The organism is Polaribacter sp. KT 15, from assembly GCF_900143115.1.
Classification (GTDB): Bacteria; Bacteroidota; Bacteroidia; order Flavobacteriales; family Flavobacteriaceae; genus Polaribacter; species Polaribacter marinaquae.
In genome coordinates this window covers 14,347-39,383 of record NZ_LT670850.1, presented here as the reverse complement: position 1 = coordinate 39,383, position 25,037 = coordinate 14,347, and the positions used below count along the sequence as shown (strand labels likewise).

Sequence of the window (25,037 nt, the reverse complement as noted above, 5' to 3'; positions counted from 1 at the left end):
AATTTTTGCAAAAGTACACTTTTTAATATTAATAGCAAGTTATGGATAGATTTGATAAAGTTCTTGTAACAATTTATTGTTTTTACCACGCATTTCCATTGTGATTTTATGAGTGTCAAAATCAAATTTTAACAAACCATAACTTATTTCTGATACAACATTTAGAACTCTATTTTTATTTTCTTCACCACTAAAATTTTTGTAAGAATGTGTTAATCCACTAGAAGTAAAATCGATTAAAGGATAGTTTAAGTCTTTAACTTCTGTTTTAGAAAACTCAGAAATGTGTCTGTCGCCAGAAAGTAATAAAACACCCTTTGCTTTACTATCTTTTATTATTTGCTTTAATTTATCTACTTCATGCGGAAAATTACCCCAAGTTTCGTAACCATGTTCTTGAGATAAAACTTGTATACTACTAACAATAATATTGAATTCTGCATTAGAGTTTTTTAGTTCTTTAGTTAACCATTCCCATTGTTGATCACCTAAAACAGTACCTTTGCCATATGTATTTGGCTTGTATCTTTTTTTAGTATCGTTGTCGTCTGTTAAGGCAGTTCTAAAATAGCGTGTATCTAAAGTAAATACTTTTATAGCACCTTTTGCTGTCTTAAAAGTTTCTGTATGATAAATTCCTTTTCGATTTCTGCGAGAATCATTAGCGTCTACATTAAAAAAATCTAAAAAAGCTTTTTGAGCTTCTATTTTATTTGGCGATTCTACACCACTGTCATTAACTCCGTAATCATGATCGTCCCAAGTAGCCATAACGGGAATGTTTTTAACTAAATCTAGATACCCTTTTTGATTTTTTTGAGTTGCATAATCTTCTTTAAGCTTTGCTAAATTATGAGTGTCTGCATAAATATTATCTCCACCCCAAATCCATAAATTAGGTTTGTTTTTTTTAATTTCTTTCCAAAGTACATTTTCTACATATTGTTTGTTACAAGATCCAAAAGCAATTGTAAAATCGTTTGTTTCATTTTCGATGATTGTGCCAGTTGATGTACATGAAAAAATAAAAAAAGCACAGATAAAATAATAATATTTAATAATTAATTTCACTTTAAATAGGTTTGAGTTTTAAACAAATGTAAATTAATTTTTATTTTGAACAATGTTATTAAATTGTATATTCGCCACATATGATTTTAAAAGGATTTGAAGAGTTAAAAACGTTTTTATCAGAACCAAGAAATATTGTAATTATTGGTCATAGAAACCCAGACGGAGACGCAATGGGTTCTACTTTAGGCTTATTACATTATTTAGAAAAAAAAGGTCATAAACCAACAGTTGTTGTACCTAATGAGTATCCAGATTTTTTACATTGGCTACCTGGTTCTAAAAACACGTATCGTTTCGATTGGCAAAACTCGCAATCTAAAAAGGCTATAGAAGCATCAGAAATTATATTTTTATTAGATTTTAATGCTTTACACAGAGTTGGTAACGATATGCAGAATACATTAGAAAAGTATCCTAATGATTTTGCAATGATAGATCATCATCAGCAACCAGACGATGTAAAATATATGTATTCTGATGTTACCATTTGTTCTACATGTCAAATGGTGTATCAATTTATAGAAATGAACAATGATTTAGATTTAATTGATAAAGATATTGCTACGTGTTTGTATACTGGTATCATGACAGATACAGGTTCCTTTAGGTTTAGATCTACAACAAGTACTACTCACAGAATTATTGCAAATCTTATTGACAAAGGAGCTAAAAATGATAAAATACATAACAACGTTTACGATTCTAATTCTTACGGAAGGTTATTATTATTAGGACAAGCACTAACAAATTTACAAATATTACCAGAATTTAAAACCGCCTTTATTACGTTAACCGAAGACGAAAAGAAAAAATTTGATTTTCAGAAAGGAGACACAGAAGGTGTTGTAAATTATGCTTTGTCTTTAAAAGGAATAATTTTTGCAGCAATTTTTATTGAAGATAAAGAGCAAAATATTATTAAAATTTCATTTAGATCTAAAGGGAAATTCTCTGTAAACAAATTTGCTAGAAATCATTTTGATGGTGGCGGACATGATAATGCAGCAGGAGGAAGGTTTTCTGGTTCTATAGAAGAAATTATTGAAGAATTTAAAGCGCTATTACCAAAATATAAAACTGAATTAAAAACCTCTTATGAAGACTAATTTCTATTTTATTATTTTCTTATTATTGATTTTAGGTTGTTCTAAACCACAACCAAGAAGACCTATTAATCCGAAGGCAAGCACAACAATCTTTCAAGATAATATAGAAACTGCTAAGAAAATGGCGCAATATGAAGATGAAAAGATTTTAGATTTTATTAGAAAAGATTCTCTTAAGGTTTATCAAAATTCATCAAACGGATTTTGGTACACATATAAAAATAAAAATGTAACAGATACCATTTCACCAAAAACAGGTGATGTTGTAGAGATAGAATACGATATTAGAGATTTGAACGACTCAATAATTTATTCTAAAGAAGAATTAGGTGTAAAAACTTACCGAGTAGATAAAGAAGATTTTATTTCTGGAATTCAAAAAGGAATAAAGTTGATGAAAATAGGAGAAACAATTACATTTGTTATTCCGTCTTATAATGCTTTTGGTATTACTGGAGATGGCAACAAAATAGAAATGAACAAAACAATTAAAAGTAACGTAAAATTAATAAACATTAAATAATTTATAAAAATGAAAATTGTAAAAAATTTAGCAGCAGTAGCAATTACAGTATCTATGTTTTCTTGCGGAAACCAAGTAAAAGAAGTTAGTTCTTTAGAAACAGAATTAGACTCTGTTAGTTATGCAGTTGGTTTAAGTATGTCTGGTCAATTAAAATCTAATTTTAGTGAAGTAGATAAAGATTTATTAGCACAAGGTATTAGAAATGGTTTAGACTCTACAAATTTATTAATTGAGAATAAAGATATTCAAAAAGTCTTAAGTTCATACTTTCAGAAGAAGCAAGAAGCTCAAATGAAAGAAATGCAAGCAAAAGCAGAAAAGGAAGCAATGGCTAAGTTTGGAGAAAACAAAAAAGCAGGAGAAGAATTTTTAGCAGAAAATAAAAATAAGGAAGGTGTAAAAACTACAGAAAGTGGTATTCAATACATCGTTTTAAAAGAAGGTAAAGGAGAAAAACCAGCAGGACCAAACTCTAGAGTAAAAGTTCATTATCATGGTACTAACTTAGATGGTAAAGTTTTTGATAGTTCTGTAGATAGAGGTACACCAGCAGAATTTGGTTTAAATCAAGTAATTAAAGGATGGACAGAAGGTGTGCAGTTAATGAAAGAAGGAGCAAAATATAAATTCTTTATTCCACAAGAATTAGCATATGGTGTACAGCAAAGAGGAGAAAACATCAAGCCTTTTTCTACATTAATTTTCGAAATCGAATTATTAGAAGTTTTAAAATAATAGAATGAAAAATTTTTTCATAGTTTCTTTATTATTGATTGTTCTAACATCTTGTAATACTCAAAAGTATAAAGATTTAGACAACGGTTTGTATGCAGAAATAGAAACCAATAAAGGAAATATTTTATTAGAATTACATGCAGAAAATGTACCCAAAACTGTAGCCAACTTTGTTGCTTTAGTTGAGGGTACAAATAGCAGATTAGCCGATTCTTTAAAAGGTAAAAACTTTTACGAAGGTATTATTTTTCATAGAGTTGTGCCTAATTTTGTAATTCAAGGTGGTGGATTTACACCAGAAGGTAGAAAAAGTGCAGGATATCTTTTTGGTGACGAATTCCCGAGAGATCAAAATGGAGATGTTTTGTATAAACACGACGATCAAGGTGTGCTTTCTATGGCTAATGGAGGTCCAACAACAAATAATAGTCAATTTTTTATAACACATAGACCAATTCCGCATTTAGATGGTAAACACAGTGTTTTTGGAAAAACTGTTGTGAACCCTTTTGAATTAAAAAAACTTCAACAAAAATATTCTGATTCTTTACAATTAGTAAAAGCCATAGATTCTACAAGAATGTTAGTGGTTAATAATATCGATCAAAACGATACTATAAAAACTATAAATATTATCAGAATAGGTGATTTTGCAGAGAATTTTAATGCTGCTGAAGTTTTTGATAGAGAAGTTGAAAATTTTAATAAATCTCAAAAAGAAAAACTAGAACAAGAAAAAATTCTAGAAGAAAAGAGATATGCTAAATATTTAAAAGCTAAAAAAGAATTTTTAATTGAAAAGGAAGAATCTAAAGCAACTAAAACAGGTACAGGTTTACGTATATTAAAACTAAAAGAAACGAACGGTAAAAAGGTAAACCCTAAAAAATCTGTTACAGTAAATTATACTCTTTACATTGCAGATGGTACAAGAATGCAATCTTCTAGTGATGTTGGTAATCCTATAGTTTTTGATTTAAATGATGAAGCTAGACCTATGATAAGTGGATTGAAAGAAGGTATTTTGACTATGAGACAAGGCGAAAAAGCAAGGTTGTTTATACCTTATACTATTGGTTTTGGTAATATAAAATTTGGGCCTTTTCCTGCAAAATCTGATTTGGTTTTTGAGGTTGAAGTTCTAAAAATTGGTAAGTAAGTTTTATGAATATTATTCAAAAAGACAAAGAATTACTAATTTTTCTAAATAATTTAGGAAATGAATATTGGGATCCGTTTTGGTTGACTGTTACAGATCAACGAAACTGGATTCCTTTATTTCTTTTAATTATGTTTTTGGTAATTAAAAAATTTGGTTGGAAAAAAGGAGGATTCGTTTTATTGGCGATGATTATTTTAGTAGCATTTTCAGATCAATTTACTAATCTAATTAAAAATTCTGTACAACGAATAAGACCTAATAACGATATTACTATAAAATATCAGCTTAGAACATTAATAAGTCCGCAAAGCTTTAGCTTTATGTCTGGTCATGCAACAACATCTACTTTCTTTACTGTATTTGTTATTTTGTTACTAAAAGATGCGTACAAGTATGTGTACTTTTTGTTATTATTTCCAATGATATTTGCTTATAGTAGATTGTATTTGGGTATTCATTATCCAATAGACATTTTAGTAGGAATTCTAATCGGAATCACTTTTGCAAAAATTTATTTTTACTTATTTAATAAGTTAGATAAAAAGATTTTTAGTTAGTCTTTTTTATTATTAAAATATAAGTATTTGGTAGCGTTATAATAAGCGCTGAGTAAACTGTCTAATTCTCTAGTTTTTCTTGGTAAATTATCTTTTAAATCTCTAAGCGATTTTTCTTTTAAATTATACAAACCATTAGATTTTGTAATGGTCGTTTTATAGTAATACAAACTATCTTCAATTATCCCTACAGCAGGTTCTCCTTTAATACCTAAGTATACAAAAGAGTTACTATTTATGTAGGTACTATCTAATAAATTGTTACCCAAAGTATAGTTTGTGTGTTCTATTTTAGCTAAACTAATTAAAGTAGGAAATAAGTCAATTAATTTACCATTCTTTTTAATAACTCTCGGCTTTACATATTTAGGCGCGTGAATTAAAAAAGGTACATGTTGCGATTGAATATTTAAATCATATTCTTTAGAATACAAATCTGTTTTTGTCATAGCAGTATTATGATCACCAAAAAAAGCGAAAATTGTATTATCATAATAACCAGATTCTTTAGCTCTTTTTAGAAATCTACCCACATTAAAATCTAGATATCTAAGTGCATTTAATTGATCTACAGATTTAAAACCGCTTTCTTCTAATTGATTTTTAGAAATATCATTCTCTTTTAAAGGTTTATAACTCTCCTTAGCATCTGGTACTGTAAAAGGCATATGATTTGTTGCTGTTTGTATATAAGCTACAAAGGGTTTGCCTTTTTTAGATATTTTTTCTAACTCTTTATTAGCTTCTTTGAACAATTCATAATCATCAATTCCCCAAACATCTGCTCTGTTTTCAGTTTCGTAGCTTCCTTCTTCAAAAATTTTTAAACCTTTAATATTCGATTGAAAAATACTTCTAATGTTTGCCCAATTTGCACTTCCGCCTAAAAAAAATAATTTTTCATAATCTGTAAACTGATCAAAAAGAATTCTTTGGTCTTGTAAGAGAGGGTTTCTAGAAGCTGTTCTAATATTTTCGACATCTGGTAAACCTGTTACACTTGCAAAAACACTAGCAGCTGTTCCAGATTTATGTACATAAAAATTAGGAAAGCTGATGCTTTTTTGAAGTAAAGAATCTAAAACAGGTGTACTATTTATCGGGTTACCATAATAGCTCATTGGTTTAACACCAACGGATTCTAACATAACAATAATTACATTTGGTTTTTCTTTAAAAGTCGTTTCAAAATTTATTTTTCTAGAAAATGATATTGAATCTTTAGGTAATTTTAAGTGTTTAGAAATTACAGGGTAATATTTGTTAAATTCTTTCATATTTACACCTTCACTTCTGTAGGCAAAACTGTCAAAAAAATATAAAACAGGATTTAAAGTAAATTGATTTACTGCATTATTTTTAGAAAAAAAAGCTTGACTCCATCGAAGAGGATAGTGAGTAAAACTATTATAAATTCCGAAAGAAAGAATTAAAAATGTTCCAATAAAATAAAGTGATTTAACTTTGTTAGTAATAAGAGTTTTTTGAGTTGTAAATGAGTTGTAAATAAATTTAGAAAACCAAAAGACAGCAACACAAAGTAATAATAGCCCAATCAAACCTTTATAAATAGGGTAGCTTTCTACTAAAACCTTACTAGAGATTTTTAAATTGCTTAAAAAGCGTAAAGAAGAAGCGTCTAGTCTAATGTTTAAATAGTCATAATACCCAAAATCGAATAAAAAGAAAAGTGTTAAAATTACATAACCAATTAAGAAGTAAATATTTGCAATAATTTTGAATATTTTTTTACTTAAAAATTTATAGTTGGTTATTAATACTAAAATAGCTATCGGAAAAATTGTTATTACAGCTAATTTTAAATCGAAACGTGCTCCTAAAAAGAAACCTTTTCTTACTTCACTAATTGCAATATTATCTAACTCGGAAAATAAAAAGTAAAATAAAATTCTAAAGAAAAATATATAAGCAAACAGAAAAATAAGATGAGTGAAAATATACTTAATATAGTTTGGTATTCTTTTGAACATTATATTTTTTTAACTGCAAATATATTGTTTTTCGGTTACTAATAAATTTATAAATGTTTTCAAAAACTTGGCCTATCCTGTGTTTAAAAAATAATTTAATGAAATACTTTTACTGATGAACTTTGATTCATCAAAATTTATAATAAATAAACATGGTTTAATTTTTAGTTTATTCTATGAAATACAGAGAATTAAAAAAATATAAAATGTAGATTCCATTTCTTCAAATTCAACAGAATTAAATATTATGTTTATTGTGAATAAACTTACGTCTTTTAACTAGAAAATGGACTTAAAAAACGATAAAAATAGTTAAATTTGCAGCTTATAAACCCGAAAAAAGGAATATGAAAATATCATACAATTGGTTAAAACAGTTTTTACAAACAGATTGGGATGCTGTTAAAACAGGCGAATTATTAACTGATTTAGGTCTAGAAGTAGAAGGAATAGAAACTAAAGAGTCTATTAAAGGGAGCTTACAAGGTATTGTTGTTGGTGAAGTTTTAACATGTGTGCAACACCCAAATGCAGATAGATTAAAAGTAACTACAGTAGATTTAGGTAACGGAGAACCTGTACAAATTGTTTGTGGTGCACCAAATGTAGCTGCTGGTCAAAAAGTACCTGTTGCAACTATTGGTACTACTTTATATGATGATAAAGGAGAAGGGTTTAAAATAAAAAAAGGTAAAATTAGAGGAGAAGAAAGTCATGGAATGATTTGTGCCGAAGACGAACTAGGTTTAGGTTCTGGGCACGATGGTATTATGGTTTTAGATGAAACTCTTACTACAGGAACACCAGCTGCAGAAGTTTTTAATATAGAAATAGATCAAATTTTTGAAATTGGTTTAACTCCAAATAGATCTGATGCGATGAGCCATTTTGGTGTTGCTAGAGATTTAAGAGCGGGTTTAATGCAGCAAGAAATTAATTTAGAATTAATTTCTCCTTCGGTAAGTGATTTTCATGTTGATGAAAGAACACTCCGTTTTGATGTTGAAGTAGAAAATAAAGAACAAGCTCCTAGATATTGCGGTATTACAATTACAGATGTAACTGTTAAAGATTCTCCGGAGTGGATTCAGAATAGATTAAAAGCAATCGGTTTAACGCCTAAAAACAATATTGTAGATATAACTAATTATGTTTTACATGAATTAGGACAGCCTTTACATGCTTTTGATGCTCAGAAAATAAAAGGAAATAAAGTTTTAGTTAAAACTTTAGAAGAAGGAACAAAGTTTACAACACTAGATGATGTAGAAAGAGAATTGTCATCAGAAGATATTATGATTTGTGATGCAGATTCAAATCCGCTTTGTATAGCAGGTGTATTTGGAGGAAGTAAATCTGGTGTTACAGAAAATACAACTTCAATTTTCTTAGAAAGTGCATATTTTAATCCGGTTTCTGTTAGAAAAACAGCTAAAAGACATGCTTTAAATACAGATGCTTCTTTCCGTTTTGAAAGAGGAATCGATATTAATATGACAGAATATGCTTTAAAAAGAGCTGCTTTGTTAATTGAAGAATATGCTGGCGGAAAAATGGGATCTGATATTTCTGATTTCTATCCTGAAAAAGCAGAAGATTATCAAGTGTTTTTATCTTACGAAAATGCATACCGATTAATTGGTCAAGAACTACCAAAAGAAACAATTAAAAATATTTTAGCTTCATTAGAAATTAAAATTAACAGTGAAACTGCAGGTGGTTTAGGATTAACAATTCCTTTTTATAGAACAGATGTTCAAAGAGAAGCAGATATTATAGAAGAAATTTTAAGAGTTTACGGTTATAATAATATCGAATTTTCTCATAAATTAAATACTTCTATTTCTTTTGACTCTAATAAAGATTCTAAGATAGAAAATGTTGTAGCAAATCAATTATCTGCTTTAGGTTTTAATGAAACTATGGCAAACTCTTTAACAAAACCGCATTATGCAACTTTATCAGAAAATATAAATGAAGAAGCTAATGTAGAAATGTTAAATCCATTAAGTAACGATTTAAAGGTGATGCGTCAGTCCTTATTATTTAGTGGTTTAGAGTCTGTTTCTTACAACATCAATAGAAAAAATAATGCTTTAAAGTTTTATGAGTTTGGTAAAACTTATCATAAATACAATGATAAATATCAAGAAGATAAACACCTAACATTATTTGTTACTGGTAACAGAACAAATGATACTTGGGTTCAGAACAATAAGCAATCAGATTTTTTCTACTTAAAAGGTTTAATTACGAATATTCTTGGTAGGTTAGGGGTAGATAAACTTAAAACAACTCCTTCTAAATTAGATGTTTTTTCTGAAGGAATTACCTTAAGTTTAGGTAAAATGAAACTTGTAGAGTTTGGAGTTGTTAAAAGAGCTTTATTAAAAGAATTCGGAATTAAACAAGAGGTTTTATTTGCAGATTTTAATTGGGATACGATTTTAAAAATTACTGGGAATAAAAACATTAAAATTACAGATTTGGCTAAGTTTCCTGCTGTAAAAAGAGATTTAGCATTATTGCTAGATACTAAAACCGAATTTAAAGAGCTTTATAATGCTGCTTTTCAATCAGAAAAAAAGTTATTAAAAGAAGTTGATTTATTTGATGTTTACGAAGGTAAAAATCTACCAGAAGGTAAAAAATCTTATGCAGTTAGTTTTTTATTGCAAGATGAAACAAAAACGTTAGCCGATAAACAGATTGACAAAATAATGCAAAAACTTCAGCAAACTTTCGAAAAGAATTTTAATGCTGTTTTAAGATAATTTATAAAAGCTCCATGTTATTTGGGGCTTTTTTTATACCCTAATTTTATGTACAAATTAATTATACGACCTATTTTATTTTTATTTGATCCAGAAAAAGTTCATTACTTTACATTTTCTCTAATTCGATTTTTATGTAAAATCCCTTTGATAGCACCTTTATTTAGAAAAGTATATCAAATTAATGATAAAAAATTAGAACGTAATCTATTTGGATTAACTTTTAAGAATCCTGTAGGTTTAGCTGCTGGTTTTGATAAAAATGCAGTATTATATAATGAGTTGGCAAATTTTGGTTTCGGTTTTATAGAAATAGGAACAGTTACACCAAAAGGACAGGTTGGTAATCCTAAAAAAAGACTTTTTAGATTAAAGGATGATAAAGGTATCATTAATAGAATGGGTTTTAATAATGATGGTGTAGAAGAGGCAATAAAAAATTTAAAAAAGAATAAACATAAAGTAATAATTGGTGGTAACATAGGAAAAAACACAACTACTTCTGCTGAAGATTATACCAAAGATTATTTAGAAGTTTTTGCTGAATTACATCCATTTGTAGATTATTTTGTTTTAAATGTTAGTTGTCCAAATGTAGGAAGTCACGCTAAATTAAATGACAAAGATTATTTAGTTGAATTGATTACAGAATGTCAAAAAAAGAACAACCAGTTTACAATTAAAAAACCAATTCTGCTTAAGATTGCTCCGGATTTAAATAATGTACAATTAGACGAAATAATTGAGTTAGTTGCAGAAACCAATATAGATGGTGTAATTGCCTCAAATACTTCGACTAAAAGAGATAATTTAAAAGCGAGTAAAGAAAGGTTAAATGAAATTGGTAACGGTGGGGTTAGTGGTCAACCTATAAAAAATCAAAGTACAGCAGTAATTAAATACTTAGCTGATAATTCTAATAAAAGTTTTCCGATTATTGGAGTAGGAGGTATTCATTCTGCAGAAGATGCTTTAGAAAAATTAAACGCAGGTGCAGATCTAGTGCAAGTTTATACAGGATTTATTTATGAAGGACCAAGTTTAATCAAAAAAATAAATAAAGCTATTTTAAATAATTAACTATTTTTATAATTAAATTATACAGATTTACTTATAAAATGATAGAAACCCTTTTTTCGTTTGCAATAGCAACCTCTATGCTAGCTTTATCGCCAGGACCTGATAATATTTTTGTGTTAACTCAAAGTATTGTTAATGGTAAAAAATACGGTTTAGCAACTGTTTTTGGTTTGATAAGTGGTTGTTTAATTCATACGACATTATTAGCTTTCGGAGTTTCAGCAATAATTAAAGAGTCGGAGAGTGTCTACTTAACAATTAAAATATTTGGAGCTATTTACTTATTATATTTAGCTTATAAAGTTTATAAATCTGACGATAATATTGAACTTTCACAAAATAATATCCCAAAAAAATCTACGCTGCAATTATTTAAGCAAGGATTTATCATGAATGTTTTAAATCCTAAAGTAACCATTTTCTTTCTTGCCTTTTTCCCAGGATTTTTATTCAGTGATCAATTAAGTACAGTTATTCAATTTTATGTTTTGGGTTTAATTTTTATGTTGGTTTCTTTAGTAATCTTTTCTGGAATAGCAATTTTATCAGGAAAAATATCTGAAAAAATAAAGCTCAATAATAAAATAGGTTTCTATCTAAAATGGATGCAAGTAATTGTTTTTACACTAATTGCTTTCTTAATTTTATATAAATAAAAAACTCGTAAAAAATTAATTTTACGAGCTTTTAAGGTTTTTAAATTTTATAATCTAGCTTTCTCTACGTTTTCTTCCGAATCCGCTAGAAGCTTTTCTATCTCCTCCGCTTCTAGAGCTTCTATCTGGTCTATCAGAAGAACGTCTATCAGAACGACCTCTATTTCCAGAATCACTTCTTCTAGAAGATGATGAAGAACCTTCAGAACTTCTACGTCTACCAAAACCGCCATCTTTTTTACCAAAAGATTTTTTACGTCCGCCTCTTCTTCCGCCACCAGAGCGTTCTTTTTTAGTAACTTCAACATTTACAGATCTACCTTCAAAATCAGGTTGATTGCTAGAGAAAGTTTCTAAAGTTTTGTCTTCGAAGTTTTTATCAATTTCAAAGAAAGAAAAAGTATCTAGAATATCTATAGCACCAATTTCAATTTTATCACCGATATTTTGCTCGTTAATTAAACCAATTAATTTACCTGGGTTTAAATTATCTTTTCTACCAATATTGATGAAAAAACGTGTCATGTTTTCATTAGTAGATCTTGCTCTAGAGTTATCTCTAGAAGACAAATCGTTTAAATCTTTAGCGTTTTCGTAGTATGCCAACATTGTATTGAATTCTAACGAAACGAATTTTTTAATTAACTCTTCTCTATCTAAAGATTCTAATTTTTCGTAAATACTTGGTAAAAACTCATTAATTTGAGTTTCATTTACTTCTATATTTTGAACTTTATCGATTAAATGCATTAATTGATTCTGACAAATTTCTTTACCAGAAGGCACTTTAGCTTCAACAAATTTCTTTTTTATTATTCTTTCTATTTGTCTTAGTTTTCCTTTTTCTTTACCATTAACTAAAACTATAGAAATACCCTTGTTACCAGCTCTACCAGTTCTACCACTTCTATGGTTGTAGTTTTCTACTTGGTCTGGTAATTTATGGTTAATAACGTGTGTTAACTCAGTAACGTCTAATCCTCTTGCTGCTACATCTGTTGCAACCAAAATTTGAATTGTTTTTTTTCTGAATTTACCCATTACAGAATCTCTTTGTCCTTGAGATAAATCTCCGTGCAAAGAATCTGCATTGTAACCGTCTTTAATTAAATTATCTGCTACTTCTTGAGTTTCTCTACGAGTTCTACAAAAAATAATAGCATATATATTTGGATTTAAATCTGCAATTCTTTTTAATGCTGGGTAACGAGTTCTTTCTGTTACTGCATAATACTCATGACTTACATTATCAGAACCTTGGTTCTTTTCACCAGAAGTAATTTCTACTGGCTTTGTCATGTAGTTTCTTGCAATAGCTTCTACTTCTCTAGGAAAAGTTGCAGAAAATAACAATGTTTGTTTCGTTTCTGGTGTAGCATCTAAAACGCTATCTAACTCATCTTTGAAACCCATGTTTAACATTTCGTCGGCTTCATCTAAAACTAACCACTCAACGTTTCCTAATTTTAATGCTCTTCTATTGATTAAATCTACTGTTCTACCAGGAGTACCAACAACTATCTGAGATCCTTTTTTTAAAGATCTAATTTGTTCTTCCATACTAGAACCACCGTATACTGTAGTTACTTTTACGTCTGGTAAATATTTACAAAAGTCTTTGATGTTGTTACCAATTTGTACTGCAAGTTCTCTTGTTGGAGATAAAATAATTGCTTGTACATTTTTACTATTAGAATCTAAAAGTTCTAAAATTGGTAAACTAAAAGCTGCAGTTTTACCTGTACCTGTTTGTGCAAATGCTTTTAAGTCGTCTGTAGATGAAATTATTTGTGGAATTGCTTTTTCTTGAATAACAGTTGGTTTTTCGTAACCTAAATCTGTTAATGCTTTGTTTATAGGTTCTTTTAAACCTAACTCTAAAAATGTTGACATTACTGTGTTTTTGTAGATTCACAGAACGCCCACCTGCAAATCAATTTATAAATTTCGACTTGATTTTCTATGAGTTACCTCAAAATTAAAATCGTGCAAAGGTACATCAAATTAACTTAATAGCAAGTCTTTAAGTGTTTAATTGTTTTTGCTTAGTTCTTTAAGCTGATTATTAATGTTATAAGACGATATTGCGGCATAACCATTAGTAACAATTCCGTTTTTATTTACAAGAATTGTTCTGTTCATTTTACTTGTAAGGAAATTTTCTTTTAAATCTTTTGAATTAATGTAGTACTGATTTTTAATATCAATATTTTTAATTCTATTGTTATTGTTACCATCAACCTCTATCACAGCAAAATTTAAATTTGGAAATTTTTTCTGTAAGTAGGGTATTCTAGAGCTTAAGAAAGATTTAGACATATATTCTTTGTTCCAAAATAATAGAACAGAATTTTTATTTTTTGTAAAATCTGTGATATCTATTGATTGATTGGTAAAATCAAAAATTGAAAAACCTTTAACTTTATCTCCTTTATGAATTACCTTATTATCTTCTAAAACATTTTTTACTAATCTTATATCATCTTTATTTGTAGAAAGCTTAAAAAATAATTCAAACGATTCATTATTAATATTACAACTAGATTTTCTGTAAAAATGATCTAAAACGGTTCTTTTAAGCAGAGCATTTTTAGAATCTTTTGAATTTATTTCTTTATCTATTGTATTCAGTAAATCTACAGTAAAGGCAGTTGTAAAACTATCTTGCTTTGGTTTATGACCTAAAGCATAGGTTTTATTATATAGATAATTAGTAATGTATCTTGCATAAGGCGTGTAATACATTAAATCATTGTTATTGTATTCTATATTTTTTCTGTAATCATAAAAAGAAGAGTTAATTTCTGGGAAATCCTTTTTTCTTAAACTGTAAACATGATTGGTTGGGTATCTTTCTGCTCTAGAATAAATAGTATAAGTTAATGCTGTTTTAAGTATTTTAAAATAGCTATCAGTTTCATTAGGATGTTTTTCAATGTATTCTTTATAGGTTTCTAATCTAACATCAATAATAGAATCTACTTTTTCTTGGTATTTGTTTGGTGATAACCTATTTAATTTATAGAAAAGTTTTCTTTCATTTTCGTCTTCAAGAAAAATATCAATTAAAATATTATTACGTTCTGCACCTTTACCTGCAAATACTAAAGATTCATCAAAATCCCAAGTATTTAAACGTAACATTAAACTGTCTTTTGGTTCTAAATAAATGTATTGGTTTTCGTTACCATGTTTAAAGTAATACAAACCTTCATCTAAATTATTAAATGTACCTAGAAACTTGTTTTTATTGTCTAAATCAAGCGTGTCTATTAATTTATCGTTTGCATATAAAACAACAAATTTAGTTTTAGGGTTTATAATTTTACCACCAAAATAAGTATTGGTGTTATTGCCACTATTTGTACAACTTTGCATTGCTACTAATAGTAATAAAAGCGGTGCAATTAATATGTAATTTTTACTCATATATATAAAACGCAAATATAGTATACAAATGTAGAAATTAGAATAATGTAAGGTTGTTAATTCACTGTTAAAATAGTTTAAAAGAATATTTAGAAATCAATTTTTTACTTAGAAAAGTATTAACGATTATGAGTAAAAAGAAAAATGGAATTTGTACTTTTGCACAAAATTCAAAAAAGCTTATTTATGTTATCAGTATCTAATTTATCTGTTCAATTTGGAAAACGTATTTTGTTCGACGAAGTTAATACAAAATTTGTTCAAGGAAATTGTTATGGAATTATTGGAGCAAACGGAGCCGGAAAATCTACATTTTTAAAAATAATTTCTGGCGTGCAAGAACCAACTTCTGGTCAAGTGCACTTAGAAACAGGTAAACGTATGTCTGTTCTAACGCAAGATCATTATGCTTTTGATGAGTATCCGGTATTAGAAACCGTAGTAATGGGAAACAAAGATTTGTTTAAGATTAAAAAACAAATTGATGCTTTGTATGCAGATTATACTGATGAAAATGCAGAAAAAATTGGAGAACTTCAAATTGTTTTTGAAGAAATGGATGGTTGGAATGCAGATTCTAATGCTGCCGCAATGCTTTCTAACTTAGGTATTAAAGAAGATTTGCATTACACCTTAATGAAAGATTTAGATGGTAAGCAAAAAGTACGTGTGTTAATAGCACAAGCTTTATTTGGTAATCCTGATGTGTTAATAATGGATGAGCCAACCAACGATTTAGATTTCGAAACGATTGCTTGGTTAGAAAACTTCTTAGCTAATTTTGAAAATACAGTAATTGTTGTATCGCACGATAGACACTTTTTAGATGCTGTTTGTACACATATTTCTGATATAGATTTCGGAAAAATAAATCATTACTCTGGTAACTATACGTTTTGGTATGAATCTAGCCAATTAGCCGCAAAACAAAGAGCACAACAAAACAAAAAAGCTGAAGATAAGAAGAAAGAATTAGAAGAGTTTATCCGTCGTTTTTCTGCAAACGTTGCAAAATCTAAACAAGCAACTTCTCGTAAAAAAATGATTGATAAATTAAATGTTGAAGATATTAAACCATCTAGTAGACGTTACCCAGCAATTATTTTTGATAGAGATAGAGAAGCTGGTGACCAAATTTTAAATGTAGAAGGTTTATCTAAAGAATTTGAAGGAGAAAAATTATTTAATGATGTTCATATCAATCTAAATAAAGGAGATAAAGTAGCTGTAATTTCTAAAAACTCTAGAGCAGTAACAGCTTTTTATCAAATTATAAATGGAAATGAAGACGCAGATGCTGGTAAATTTTCTTGGGGAGTTACAACTACGCAATCATATTTACCACTAGACAACTCTAGCTTTTTTCAAGATGGAAATTTAAATTTGGTAGATTGGTTACGACAGTATGCCCAAACAGAAGAAGAAAGAGAAGAAGTGTTTTTACGTGGTTTCTTAGGGAAAATGATATTTTCTGGTGAAGAAGCTTTAAAGAAAAGTAATGTGCTTTCTGGAGGTGAAAAAGTACGTTGTATGTTGTCTAGAATGATGATGAAAAGAGGAAACGTGTTAGTTTTAGATGAACCTACCAACCACTTAGACTTAGAATCTATTCAATCTTTAAACAACGCTTTAATTAATTTTAAAGGAACTGTTTTATTTACAACGCATGATCACGAGTTTGCACAAACAGTTGCAAATAGAATTATAGAGTTAACGCCAAAAGGTGTTATTGATAGATATACAACTTTCGAAGAATATTTATCAGATTCTAAAATTAAAGAATTAAGAGATAAGATGTATTCTTAAGAATAGCTTATTAGCAAAATAAAAAAAAGGAAACCAAATTAAATTGGTTTCCTTTTTTTTATGTGTAATTTTTGAAGTTAGTTTTTTAACGGACTAATAATTTTTACATCAGAAAATGAAATTGCACCTCTAACAACACCATCAATAGTTTTCTTTAAAGCTTCTATTAATTGCATTTTTAATTGCGATTTGTGGTAAATTAAACTTACTTCTCTTGCTGGTGGCGGATTTGTAAATTCTCTTAAATGGCTTTTATCTGTTGCGTTTAAATCTAAAGTATGTAAATAAGGTAACAATGTCATGCCCAAACCTTCTTTAGATAGTTTAATTAATGTATCAAAACTACCACTTTCTAATTGAAAACCTTTTTTATTATCTTGTTTATGAGTTCTACATAAATTAATAACGCTGTCTTTAAAACAATGACCATCTTCTAATAACAAAATATCTTCCATTTCTAACTCATCTGCAGTAATTTGTTTAGAATCAAATAACCTGTGGTTTCTTGGCACCAAACCAACAAAAGGTTCGTAATATAAAGGTCTTTCTTTTATTGCTTCATTTTCTAAAGGTGTGGCAGCAATTGCAGCGTCTATATGTCCGTCAGTTAACTTTCTAACAATATCTTCTGTTGTTAATTCTTCAATAATTAATTTTACTTTCGGATATTTGTTAGTGAAATTTTGTAAGAACATTGGTAACAACGTAGGCATAATTGTAGGTATAATTCCTATTTTAAATTCACCACCAATATATCCTTTTTGTTGATGTACAATATCTAAAATTCGGTTGCTTTCGTCAACAATAACTTTAGCTTGTTCTACAATTTTTCTACCAACCTCTGTTAGTTCAATTGGTTTTTTAGATCTATTAAAAACTTTTACGCCTAATTCATCTTCTAATTTTTGTATTTGCATACTTAAAGTAGGTTGTGTAACAAAGCTATGTTCTGCTGCTACCGTAAAATTTTGGTATTCTGAAACAGATAAAACGTATTTTAATTGAGTAATAGTCATTTATATAAGAAATTTTGATAAAGATATTAAAACTATCAATAATTATTATCTAATAAGGGGTTTAATTTTGATTAAATTTGAAGTACACTTAAAAGAGAATAAAATGAGCAAATCAATATTAGGATTAGATAAAAAAGACAGTGCAAATTTAGTTGATAATTTAAACGGATTATTAGCAAATTTTCAAATATATTACCAAAATTTAAGAGGTTTACATTGGAATATCAAAGGAAAAAATTTCTTTGAATTACATGTAAAGTTCGAAGAGTTTTATACAGATTCGCAAGTTAAAATAGATGACATTGCAGAAAGAATTTTAACATTACAAGGTAAACCATTACACACATTTACAGATTATTTAGAAGTTTCTTCTGTTGCTGTTGGTAAAGATATTTCTAATGATGTAGAAGGAGTAGAGCTTGTTGTAAATTCATTATCAGAATTATTAAAAATTGAAAGAGAAATATTAGATTTATCAGATAAAGCAGATGATGAAGGTACAAACTCTATGATGAGTGATTTTATCGCAGAACAAGAAAAAACAATTTGGATGTTAAATTCTTGGTTAGGAAAATAATCAATAATAACATAAAATATAAAAGGGAGCAATTTGCTCCCTTTTTTTTATTTCAATAAATAAGAAAAACCAATCTCGTAACCCGCGAATGTGTACCCGCTATTTGGTTGTTGTGTATCTAAGTTAGAAACATGACCAATATTGCCACCAAAGTATATAAACGCCTTTTTAAATGGTTCATAAGAAAGCCCTACAGAAGCATTTTCTACAAACGTAAAACCTTTTGCCAAACGTTCTGTTCTTTTATTTATGGTAGCCAAACCTAAACCAAGAGTTACTTGGGCATTTAATTTTTCAAATATGTTTTGTTCTATAAGTAAACCAAACTCTAAACCATACAAATTTATTGACTTTAAAGCTGTAAATTCAGCTCTTTTAGCTTCATAATTATCTTCATCTGGTGTTACAAATTGTTCATTTATAAGTTGATGTTTGATCGTTTGTTTTTGCGGTTGTACAATTAAATCAAAATCTAAAGATTTCCATTTTCCTAAATCATAAAAAACCTGAAACTTATAAATATCAGCAGTATAAGTATAGTCTTTATCAGCAGATAAAAAACTATCTTCATCTACATTATTGTACAAAAAACCAATTTTTTTAAAATTAAAAATCCCTTTTTTTGTTTGTTGTGCAGTACACATCAATGTAGAAAAAATAAAGACTAAGAATACTTTTTTCATTATGTTTTCTTAGCTAAACATTTTAGCAACTTTTTCTGCTTTTCTGTTCTCAGAATAATCATAAAAACCTTCACCAGATTTTACACCCAATTTACCAGCCATTACCATGTTTACTAAAAGTGGACAAGGAGCATATTTTGGGTTTTTAAATCCGTCGTATAAAACATTAAGAATAGACAAACAAACATCTAAACCAATAAAATCTGCTAATTGTAAAGGCCCCATTGGGTGTGCCATACCTAATTTCATTACAGTATCAATTTCTGCAACACCAGCAACACCGTTATATAGAGTTTCAATAGACTCGTTAATCATTGGCATTAAAATTCTGTTTGCTACAAAACCAGGATAATCGTTAACCTCTACCGGAGTTTTCTTAATTTCTTTAGATAAATTCACAATCGTTTCCATCACAGCATCAGAAGTATTATAACCTCTAATAATTTCTACCAACTTCATAATCGGTACAGGATTCATAAAGTGCATACCAATAACCTTTTCTGGTCTATTAGTAACAGCAGCAATTTGAGTAATAGAAATAGACGATGTATTGGTAGCTAAAATTGTTTTTTCACTACAAACTTCATCTAATTGTTTAAAAATTTTAGATTTTAACGCTACATTTTCTGTAGCAGCCTCAACAACTAAATCAACATCTTTAACTCCGTTTTCAATTGAAATAAAAGGTGTTATATTATTTAAAGTAGAAATTTTATCTGCTTCAGAAATTTTTTCTTTAGCAACCATTCTATCAAGATTTTTAGTAATATTTGCAATACCTTTATTTAAAGCAGTTTCAGAAATATCTATTAAGTGTACATTATAGTTAAATTGCGCAAAAGTATGGGCAATTCCGTTACCCATTGTACCAGCACCAATTACAGCGATATTTTTCATCAATATTTAATTTAAAATTTATTTTTGGGCGTTTAAACAGGCTTTCGCTACTCGCTTTTTTAAAATTTATTTTACAAAAATTTTAAAAAGAGCTCAAACAAACCGCTCTATCCTTAACGCACTTGTTTGTTAAGTTTTAGAAACAATCTATAATCATTTGTGCAACTCTTAAAGCTTCTGCACCTTGTCTTAAAGAAACTACAGGTTTAGTATTGTTGTGAATAGCATCTGCAAAAGATTCTAATTCATCTAAAATAGCATTGTTATTTTCTACTTCTGGATTGTCGAAATAAATTTGCTTTTTTACACCTTCTGCATTTTGCAAAATCATTGCAAACTCATCTGGTTTGTTTGGCACGTCTTTCATTCTAACAATTTCAGATTTTTTCTCTAGAAAATCAACAGAAATGTAAGCGTCTTTCTGAAAAAATCGTGTTTTACGCATATTTTTCATTGAAATTCTACTTGCCGTTAAATTGGCAACACAGCCATTTTCAAACTCTATTCTTGCATTTGCAATATCTGGTGTTTCAGAGATTACAGAAATTCCGCTAGCGTTTACATTTTTCACTTTAGAATCTATCACAGAAAGAATAATATCGATATCATGAATCATTAAATCTAAAACAACCGGCACATCTGTACCTCTTGGGTTAAATTCTGCTAATCGATGTGCTTCAATAAACATTGGTGTATCAATTTTATCTTTTACTGCAGTAAAAGCTGGGTTAAAACGTTCTACATGCCCAACTTGACCTTTAACATGAAACTGACTCGCTAAAGTTTTAATAGCTTCTGCTTCTACAACGGTTTTAGTAATAGGTTTTTCAATAAAAATATGTCTACCGTTTTCAATGGCAAGTTTAGCACATTCAAAATGCGATAAAGTTGGTGTAACAATATCTACAACGTCTACAGCTTTTATTAAGTCTTCTATCGAATCGAATAATTTGTAACCAAATTCTTTTGCAACTTTTTCTGCATTTTCTTTAAATGGGTCAAAAAAACCAACAAGTTCATATTTATCCGATTGTTGTAGTAAACGTAAATGAATTTTACCAAGATGTCCTGCACCTAAAACGCCAGCTTTTAGCATATATGTATTATTTTTTTTGAATTAATAGCTGTTGTTGCAGCATTTAAATTAAAAACAATAGTGAATAATGTTGTTTTTAAATGCTTTAAAATTTCTATTTTTTTAATAGAAAAAATCAACGAAAACAAAGATACAATTTTATAATATTGTATTTAGAATTATTACTATTTTTAGACTTTAGAAATTATTAAATTTGAAAGACACATCCAAACATCAAGGACTTAGAAATCAATTAGCTGCTGTTTTAGAAGCAAAAGGTATTACCGATAAAAATGTTTTAAATGCGGTTAGAAAAATACCAAGACATTTGTTTATAGATTCTAGTTTCGAAGCTCATGCATACCAAGACAAAGCTTTTCCTATTGCAGCAGAACAAACAATTTCTATGCCTTATACAGTTGCTTTTCAATCTGAAACTTTAGAAATTAAACCCGGAGAAAAAGTTTTAGAAATTGGTACAGGTTCTGGTTACCAAACGGCTGTATTATTAGAACTGAAAGCAGAAGTCTATTCTATAGAAAGACAAAAAGAGTTGTTTAAAAAAACGTCTTTGTTTTTACCTAAAATAGGTTACAAACCTAAGAGATTTATTTTTGGTGATGGTTACAAAGGTTTAAAAGAAAAAGCACCTTTTGATAAAATTATAGTAACAGCAGGTGCACCTTATGTGCCAAAAGCTTTATTAGCACAAGTTAAAGTAGGAGGGAAGTTGTTGATTCCGGTAGGAGACAAAACTCAAATTATGACATTATTTATAAGAAAATCTGCAAAAGAATTTGAAAAACATGAACTTGGTGATTTTGCATTTGTACCCATGTTAGAAGAAAAAAACTAATAAAAAAGCCGATTAAAATTTAATTTTAATCGGCTTTTTTATTTCTATTTAGCTCTTTCCCAATAGGCGGTTTTACCAAAGAGTGAAACACCAATATATCCTCTAAGTTTTAGCTTATTAGCATTTACTAATTTAATATAGCATTTGTACGTTTTACCATTTCTTGGATCTATAATTTGTCCTCCAGACCATTCGTCATCATCTTTTTCTAATCCAGATAAAATATCTAAACCTAAAATGGGTTTGTCTTTATATTCACCTTCACAATCAACACAAAGTGCATTTTTTCTAGCCGGATTTAATATTTCTACAACTTTTGCATATGCTTTGCCATTTTTTTCATAAACTTCCAATACAGAATCTACTGTACCTGTTTCATTTTTAGAATTCCATTTTCCAAAAATTGTTTGCGAATTGATAGAAAGTACTAATGACAAAAATAAAAATGTAAAAAATGTTTTTTTCATGTTAAAAAAGTATTGAATTCATATTAAAATGGATTTAAAAATATAAAATATTTTAGAATATTGTTGTTAAAGTTTTATAAACTCGCATCAAAATTTTCATTCCATTTGTTTTGAACACGTAAAACTTGTTCTATTACATCTCTAACACAACCTTCACCACCTTTTTTGTAAGAAATATATTTAGCTACTTGTTGTATTTCTTGAACTGCGTCATTTGGGCAAGCAGGCATTCCTACCAATTCCATTACAGGAAAATCTGGTACATCATCACCCATGTATAATACATTTTCGGCTTTTAAATCGTATTTTTTTACAAGTTCTTTATATTGTTCTATTTTGTTATGAGCACCAAGGTAAATATCTTCGATACCTAAAGCTGCTAATCTTTTTCTTACTCCTTCATTTGTTCCGCCAGAAATTATACAAACTCTATAACCTTTATTTAAAGCATTTTTCATAGCATAACCATCTTTCACATTCATATGTCTTACCAATTCGCCATCTGGCATAATTGTTAACATTCCGTTGGTTAAAACGCCATCAACATCAAAAATAAAAGTATTAATTTTTGGTAATAATTGTTTGTAGCTCAATTCCATAATTATATTGTAATCTTTATTTTTTATTCAGTTTTATTCGATTTCTGAATAGATTTGGTTAGTATTTTATAAATAATTTGCTGTTCATTAGAAAGTAAATCTAAATGATTTTTAATAGTTTCAGTATCGTTTCTTACTGCCGGACCTGTTTGCGCACTAGCAGGTTTTAACTGTTTAATTTTAGATGCTGTTTCATCTATTAAAGGTTGTAAAATTTCAAACGGAACATTATTTGTGTCGCAAATATCTGCGCCAATTTTGTATAAATGGTTTGTAAAGTTATTTACAAAAACGGCCGCAACATGTAATGTTTTTCTTTGTTCTGTAGTAATATTATAAATTTTGTTACCAATGCTTTTTGCAAGTTTTTCTAGTAGAATGTAATCTTTTTCAGTTTCGGCTTCTAAACAAAATGGTACTTTAGAAAAATCTATTTCTTTGTTTTTAGAAAAAGTTTGCAACATATAAAAAACGCCTTTGCGAGTTTTGTTCTGTAAATTATCCATAGAAAAACTACCAGAAGTATGCACAACAAAACTATTTTCAATTTTAGAAGAAACTTCTTCTATCGCATTATCTGAAACGGCAATAATTGTAATATCTGCTTTTGGGATGTTACTTAAATTTCTAGAATTAATTTTAGTAACATCAATAGTATTAGCTTTTAAAAAAGCTTTTTCTAAATGATGTGCTACGTTTCCGTTTCCGATAATTACTGTTGATATCATTATAGCGAAGATATTATAAATTTATATAATTTTAGAATTGCTTTTACTAAATTAGCTGATGTAAATTTATCGAAATGAAAGAAAACAATAAACCAGGAATAAATACAATTTGTGTACATACTGGAGAAGTTAAAGATGAACAATTTAAAGGTGCAGTTTCACCAATGTATATGTCTACTTCTTATGCTTTTGACGGTGTAGATGTAAAACGATATCCTAGATATTTTAATACACCAAATCAAGAAATGTTGTGTAAAAAAATTGCAGCTTTAGAAAAAACAGAAGATGGTTTAATATTTGGTTCTGGTATGGCGGCAATTTCTGCAGCTATGTTTGCTTTTCTAAAATCTGGAGATCATGTAATTATTCAGCAAGTTATTTATGGCGGAACCTATAATTTTATTGTTTCTGAATTTGATAAATACGGAATTGAATATTCTTTTACAGAATCTGATACTATAGAAGATTTTGAATCGCTAATTAAAGAGAATACGAAAGTTTTATATATAGAAACACCTTCTAATCCGTTGTTAGGAATTACAGATTTAGCGGCAATTTCTAATTTAGCTAAGTCAAAAGATATTTTAACAATGATAGATAATACTTTTGCATCTCCTATCAATCAAAATCCTGCTGATTTTGGCATAGACATTATGTTACATTCTGCTACAAAATATATGGGTGGTCATTCAGATATTTCTGCAGGTGCCATTGCTGCTAGTAAAGAACATATTGCACATATCTGGAATACCGCAATCAATTTTGGTGGTAACTTAAGCGATCAAACAGTTTGGTTATTAGAAAGAAGTTTAAAAACGTTAAATCTTCGTGTTAAAGAACAAACTAAAAATGCCGAAGTAATGGCATTATATTTAGAAGGCAACTTAGATATCGATCGTGTATATTATCCTGGTTTAAAAAGTCATCCGCAGCATGAATTAGCAAAAAAACAAATGAAAGGTTTTGGCGCTATGTTGTCTTTTGAGTTGACAAACGGAATTGATGCAATGGATTTTCAAAATAATTTAAAATTTATTAAACCTTCTATGAGTTTGGCAGGTTTAGAAAGTACAACAGTTAGTCCTGTGCAAACTACACATGCTTTATTAAGTGAAAAAGAACGTTTAGAAAGAGGTATTAAAGATGGATTAATTCGTTTTTCTGTTGGTATCGAAGAGCCAAAAGATTTAATTGAAGACATTGAACAAGCAATACAAAAAGCTAAGAAATAAGAGCTTTTTAT

General features: G+C 28.6%; 23 protein-coding genes. 12 read left to right on the top strand and 11 right to left on the bottom strand.

The window, feature by feature from the left end:
• Positions 1-39: 39 nt before the first annotated feature.
• Positions 40-1,071, bottom strand: coding sequence for an alkaline phosphatase D family protein (locus tag B5464_RS00195; protein ID WP_079736701.1), 1,032 nt, complete (start codon positions 1,069-1,071; stop codon positions 40-42).
• Between the two features lie 80 nt (positions 1,072-1,151).
• Between B5464_RS00195 and B5464_RS00190 the strand changes: the two genes are divergently transcribed.
• The 5 genes from B5464_RS00190 to B5464_RS00170 are packed head-to-tail and all read left to right on the top strand — an operon-like array spanning position 1,152 to position 5,160.
• Positions 1,152-2,180: a bifunctional oligoribonuclease/PAP phosphatase NrnA gene (locus B5464_RS00190; RefSeq protein ID WP_079736700.1), complete on the top strand. Its 1,029-nt coding sequence runs from the start codon at positions 1,152-1,154 to the stop codon at positions 2,178-2,180.
• Positions 2,170-2,703, top strand: a complete 534-nt coding sequence (gldI, locus tag B5464_RS00185) for a gliding motility-associated peptidyl-prolyl isomerase GldI (RefSeq protein WP_079736699.1) — start codon at positions 2,170-2,172, stop codon at positions 2,701-2,703. Before B5464_RS00190 ends, gldI begins: the two co-directional genes overlap by 11 nt.
• Positions 2,704-2,712: 9 nt before the next feature.
• The gene (locus B5464_RS00180) at positions 2,713-3,441 is read left to right on the top strand and encodes an FKBP-type peptidyl-prolyl cis-trans isomerase (protein WP_079736698.1); all 729 of its coding nucleotides are present in this window, start codon (positions 2,713-2,715) and stop codon (positions 3,439-3,441) included.
• Between the two features lie 4 nt (positions 3,442-3,445).
• On the top strand, positions 3,446-4,600 hold the full coding sequence (locus tag B5464_RS00175) for a peptidylprolyl isomerase (RefSeq protein ID WP_079736697.1): 1,155 nt from the start codon (positions 3,446-3,448) through the stop codon (positions 4,598-4,600).
• 5 nt (positions 4,601-4,605) lie between these two features.
• Positions 4,606-5,160 carry a phosphatase PAP2 family protein gene (locus tag B5464_RS00170; protein ID WP_079736696.1) on the top strand — a complete coding sequence of 185 codons (555 nt, stop codon included), beginning with the start codon at positions 4,606-4,608 and terminating at the stop codon, positions 5,158-5,160.
• On the opposite strand, the gene B5464_RS00165 is transcribed toward B5464_RS00170, so the two are convergent.
• Complete coding sequence (locus tag B5464_RS00165; protein WP_079736695.1) at positions 5,157-7,151, bottom strand: LTA synthase family protein; 1,995 nt, start codon at positions 7,149-7,151, stop codon at positions 5,157-5,159. The two genes, B5464_RS00170 and B5464_RS00165, sit on opposite strands and share 4 nt — an antisense overlap.
• Positions 7,152-7,498: 347 nt before the next feature.
• Between B5464_RS00165 and pheT the strand changes: the two genes are divergently transcribed.
• The 3 genes from pheT to B5464_RS00150 are packed head-to-tail and all read left to right on the top strand — an operon-like array spanning position 7,499 to position 11,661.
• Positions 7,499-9,925, top strand: coding sequence for a phenylalanine--tRNA ligase subunit beta (gene pheT / locus B5464_RS00160; RefSeq protein ID WP_079736694.1), 2,427 nt, complete (start codon positions 7,499-7,501; stop codon positions 9,923-9,925).
• Between the two features lie 48 nt (positions 9,926-9,973).
• Entirely contained in the window at positions 9,974-11,005 is a 1,032-nt protein-coding gene (locus tag B5464_RS00155; protein ID WP_079736693.1) for a quinone-dependent dihydroorotate dehydrogenase, read from the top strand.
• Between the two features lie 38 nt (positions 11,006-11,043).
• On the top strand, positions 11,044-11,661 hold the full coding sequence (locus B5464_RS00150) for a LysE family translocator (RefSeq protein WP_079736692.1): 618 nt from the start codon (positions 11,044-11,046) through the stop codon (positions 11,659-11,661).
• A 54-nt stretch (positions 11,662-11,715) separates the two neighbouring features.
• On the opposite strand, the gene B5464_RS00145 is transcribed toward B5464_RS00150, so the two are convergent.
• On the bottom strand, positions 11,716-13,554 hold the full coding sequence (locus tag B5464_RS00145; protein ID WP_079736691.1) for a DEAD/DEAH box helicase: 1,839 nt from the start codon (positions 13,552-13,554) through the stop codon (positions 11,716-11,718).
• Positions 13,555-13,692: 138 nt separating this feature from the next.
• The gene (locus B5464_RS00140) at positions 13,693-15,090 is read right to left on the bottom strand and encodes a hypothetical protein (protein ID WP_079736690.1); all 1,398 of its coding nucleotides are present in this window, start codon (positions 15,088-15,090) and stop codon (positions 13,693-13,695) included.
• A gap of 186 nt (positions 15,091-15,276) precedes the next feature.
• Here B5464_RS00140 and B5464_RS00135 point away from each other — a divergent pair, with 186 nt between their 5' ends.
• Complete coding sequence (locus tag B5464_RS00135; RefSeq protein WP_079736689.1) at positions 15,277-16,896, top strand: ABC-F family ATP-binding cassette domain-containing protein; 1,620 nt, start codon at positions 15,277-15,279, stop codon at positions 16,894-16,896.
• Between the two features lie 77 nt (positions 16,897-16,973).
• On the opposite strand, the gene B5464_RS00130 is transcribed toward B5464_RS00135, so the two are convergent.
• Positions 16,974-17,912 carry a hydrogen peroxide-inducible genes activator gene (locus tag B5464_RS00130; protein WP_079736688.1) on the bottom strand — a complete coding sequence of 313 codons (939 nt, stop codon included), beginning with the start codon at positions 17,910-17,912 and terminating at the stop codon, positions 16,974-16,976.
• 103 nt (positions 17,913-18,015) lie between these two features.
• Between B5464_RS00130 and B5464_RS00125 the strand changes: the two genes are divergently transcribed.
• Complete coding sequence (locus B5464_RS00125; protein ID WP_077809421.1) at positions 18,016-18,489, top strand: Dps family protein; 474 nt, start codon at positions 18,016-18,018, stop codon at positions 18,487-18,489.
• Positions 18,490-18,536: 47 nt separating this feature from the next.
• On the opposite strand, the gene B5464_RS14480 is transcribed toward B5464_RS00125, so the two are convergent.
• The 3 genes from B5464_RS14480 to B5464_RS00105 all read right to left on the bottom strand — a co-directional run bounded on the left by B5464_RS14480 (position 18,537) and on the right by B5464_RS00105 (position 21,165).
• Complete coding sequence (locus B5464_RS14480) at positions 18,537-19,172, bottom strand: acyloxyacyl hydrolase (RefSeq protein WP_231963614.1); 636 nt, start codon at positions 19,170-19,172, stop codon at positions 18,537-18,539.
• Positions 19,173-19,181: 9 nt separating this feature from the next.
• Positions 19,182-20,069, bottom strand: a complete 888-nt coding sequence (locus B5464_RS00110; protein ID WP_079736687.1) for a 3-hydroxyacyl-CoA dehydrogenase family protein — start codon at positions 20,067-20,069, stop codon at positions 19,182-19,184.
• Positions 20,070-20,205: 136 nt separating this feature from the next.
• Positions 20,206-21,165, bottom strand: coding sequence for a Gfo/Idh/MocA family protein (locus tag B5464_RS00105; protein WP_079736686.1), 960 nt, complete (start codon positions 21,163-21,165; stop codon positions 20,206-20,208).
• A 193-nt stretch (positions 21,166-21,358) separates the two neighbouring features.
• Between B5464_RS00105 and B5464_RS00100 the strand changes: the two genes are divergently transcribed.
• Positions 21,359-22,000, top strand: a complete 642-nt coding sequence (locus tag B5464_RS00100; protein WP_077809418.1) for a protein-L-isoaspartate(D-aspartate) O-methyltransferase — start codon at positions 21,359-21,361, stop codon at positions 21,998-22,000.
• Positions 22,001-22,044: 44 nt separating this feature from the next.
• On the opposite strand, the gene B5464_RS00095 is transcribed toward B5464_RS00100, so the two are convergent.
• The 3 genes from B5464_RS00095 to B5464_RS00085 all read right to left on the bottom strand — a co-directional run bounded on the left by B5464_RS00095 (position 22,045) and on the right by B5464_RS00085 (position 23,794).
• The gene (locus B5464_RS00095) at positions 22,045-22,467 is read right to left on the bottom strand and encodes a DUF2147 domain-containing protein (RefSeq protein WP_079736685.1); all 423 of its coding nucleotides are present in this window, start codon (positions 22,465-22,467) and stop codon (positions 22,045-22,047) included.
• A gap of 74 nt (positions 22,468-22,541) precedes the next feature.
• Positions 22,542-23,066, bottom strand: coding sequence for an HAD family hydrolase (locus B5464_RS00090; RefSeq protein WP_079736684.1), 525 nt, complete (start codon positions 23,064-23,066; stop codon positions 22,542-22,544).
• Positions 23,067-23,089: 23 nt separating this feature from the next.
• Complete coding sequence (locus B5464_RS00085; protein WP_079736683.1) at positions 23,090-23,794, bottom strand: Rossmann-like and DUF2520 domain-containing protein; 705 nt, start codon at positions 23,792-23,794, stop codon at positions 23,090-23,092.
• 74 nt (positions 23,795-23,868) lie between these two features.
• Here B5464_RS00085 and B5464_RS00080 point away from each other — a divergent pair, with 74 nt between their 5' ends.
• Positions 23,869-25,026: a PLP-dependent aspartate aminotransferase family protein gene (locus tag B5464_RS00080; RefSeq protein WP_079736682.1), complete on the top strand. Its 1,158-nt coding sequence runs from the start codon at positions 23,869-23,871 to the stop codon at positions 25,024-25,026.
• The last annotated feature ends 11 nt before the right edge of the window (positions 25,027-25,037 follow it).

Bases quoted from the DNA above. Each gene is read 5' to 3' on its own strand.
- pheT (WP_079736694.1), top strand. From the start codon at position 7,499: ATGAAAATATCATACAATTGGTTAAAACAGTTTTTACAAACAGATTGG.
- B5464_RS00080 (WP_079736682.1), top strand. From the start codon at position 23,869: ATGAAAGAAAACAATAAACCAGGAATAAATACAATTTGTGTACATACT.
- B5464_RS00135 (WP_079736689.1), top strand. From the start codon at position 15,277: ATGTTATCAGTATCTAATTTATCTGTTCAATTTGGAAAACGTATTTTG.
- B5464_RS00140 (WP_079736690.1), bottom strand. From the start codon at position 15,090: ATGAGTAAAAATTACATATTAATTGCACCGCTTTTATTACTATTAGTA.
- B5464_RS00095 (WP_079736685.1), bottom strand. From the start codon at position 22,467: ATGAAAAAAACATTTTTTACATTTTTATTTTTGTCATTAGTACTTTCT.
- B5464_RS00090 (WP_079736684.1), bottom strand. From the start codon at position 23,066: ATGGAATTGAGCTACAAACAATTATTACCAAAAATTAATACTTTTATT.
- B5464_RS00190 (WP_079736700.1), top strand. From the start codon at position 1,152: ATGATTTTAAAAGGATTTGAAGAGTTAAAAACGTTTTTATCAGAACCA.
- B5464_RS00110 (WP_079736687.1), bottom strand. From the start codon at position 20,069: ATGAAAAATATCGCTGTAATTGGTGCTGGTACAATGGGTAACGGAATT.
- B5464_RS00145 (WP_079736691.1), bottom strand. From the start codon at position 13,554: ATGTCAACATTTTTAGAGTTAGGTTTAAAAGAACCTATAAACAAAGCA.
- B5464_RS00170 (WP_079736696.1), top strand. From the start codon at position 4,606: ATGAATATTATTCAAAAAGACAAAGAATTACTAATTTTTCTAAATAAT.
- B5464_RS00130 (WP_079736688.1), bottom strand. From the start codon at position 17,912: ATGACTATTACTCAATTAAAATACGTTTTATCTGTTTCAGAATACCAA.
- B5464_RS00175 (WP_079736697.1), top strand. From the start codon at position 3,446: ATGAAAAATTTTTTCATAGTTTCTTTATTATTGATTGTTCTAACATCT.
- B5464_RS00105 (WP_079736686.1), bottom strand. From the start codon at position 21,165: ATGCTAAAAGCTGGCGTTTTAGGTGCAGGACATCTTGGTAAAATTCAT.
- B5464_RS00180 (WP_079736698.1), top strand. From the start codon at position 2,713: ATGAAAATTGTAAAAAATTTAGCAGCAGTAGCAATTACAGTATCTATG.
- B5464_RS00125 (WP_077809421.1), top strand. From the start codon at position 18,016: ATGAGCAAATCAATATTAGGATTAGATAAAAAAGACAGTGCAAATTTA.
- gldI (WP_079736699.1), top strand. From the start codon at position 2,170: ATGAAGACTAATTTCTATTTTATTATTTTCTTATTATTGATTTTAGGT.
- B5464_RS00085 (WP_079736683.1), bottom strand. From the start codon at position 23,794: ATGATATCAACAGTAATTATCGGAAACGGAAACGTAGCACATCATTTA.
- B5464_RS00150 (WP_079736692.1), top strand. From the start codon at position 11,044: ATGATAGAAACCCTTTTTTCGTTTGCAATAGCAACCTCTATGCTAGCT.
- B5464_RS00155 (WP_079736693.1), top strand. From the start codon at position 9,974: ATGTACAAATTAATTATACGACCTATTTTATTTTTATTTGATCCAGAA.
- B5464_RS14480 (WP_231963614.1), bottom strand. From the start codon at position 19,172: ATGAAAAAAGTATTCTTAGTCTTTATTTTTTCTACATTGATGTGTACT.
- B5464_RS00165 (WP_079736695.1), bottom strand. From the start codon at position 7,151: ATGTTCAAAAGAATACCAAACTATATTAAGTATATTTTCACTCATCTT.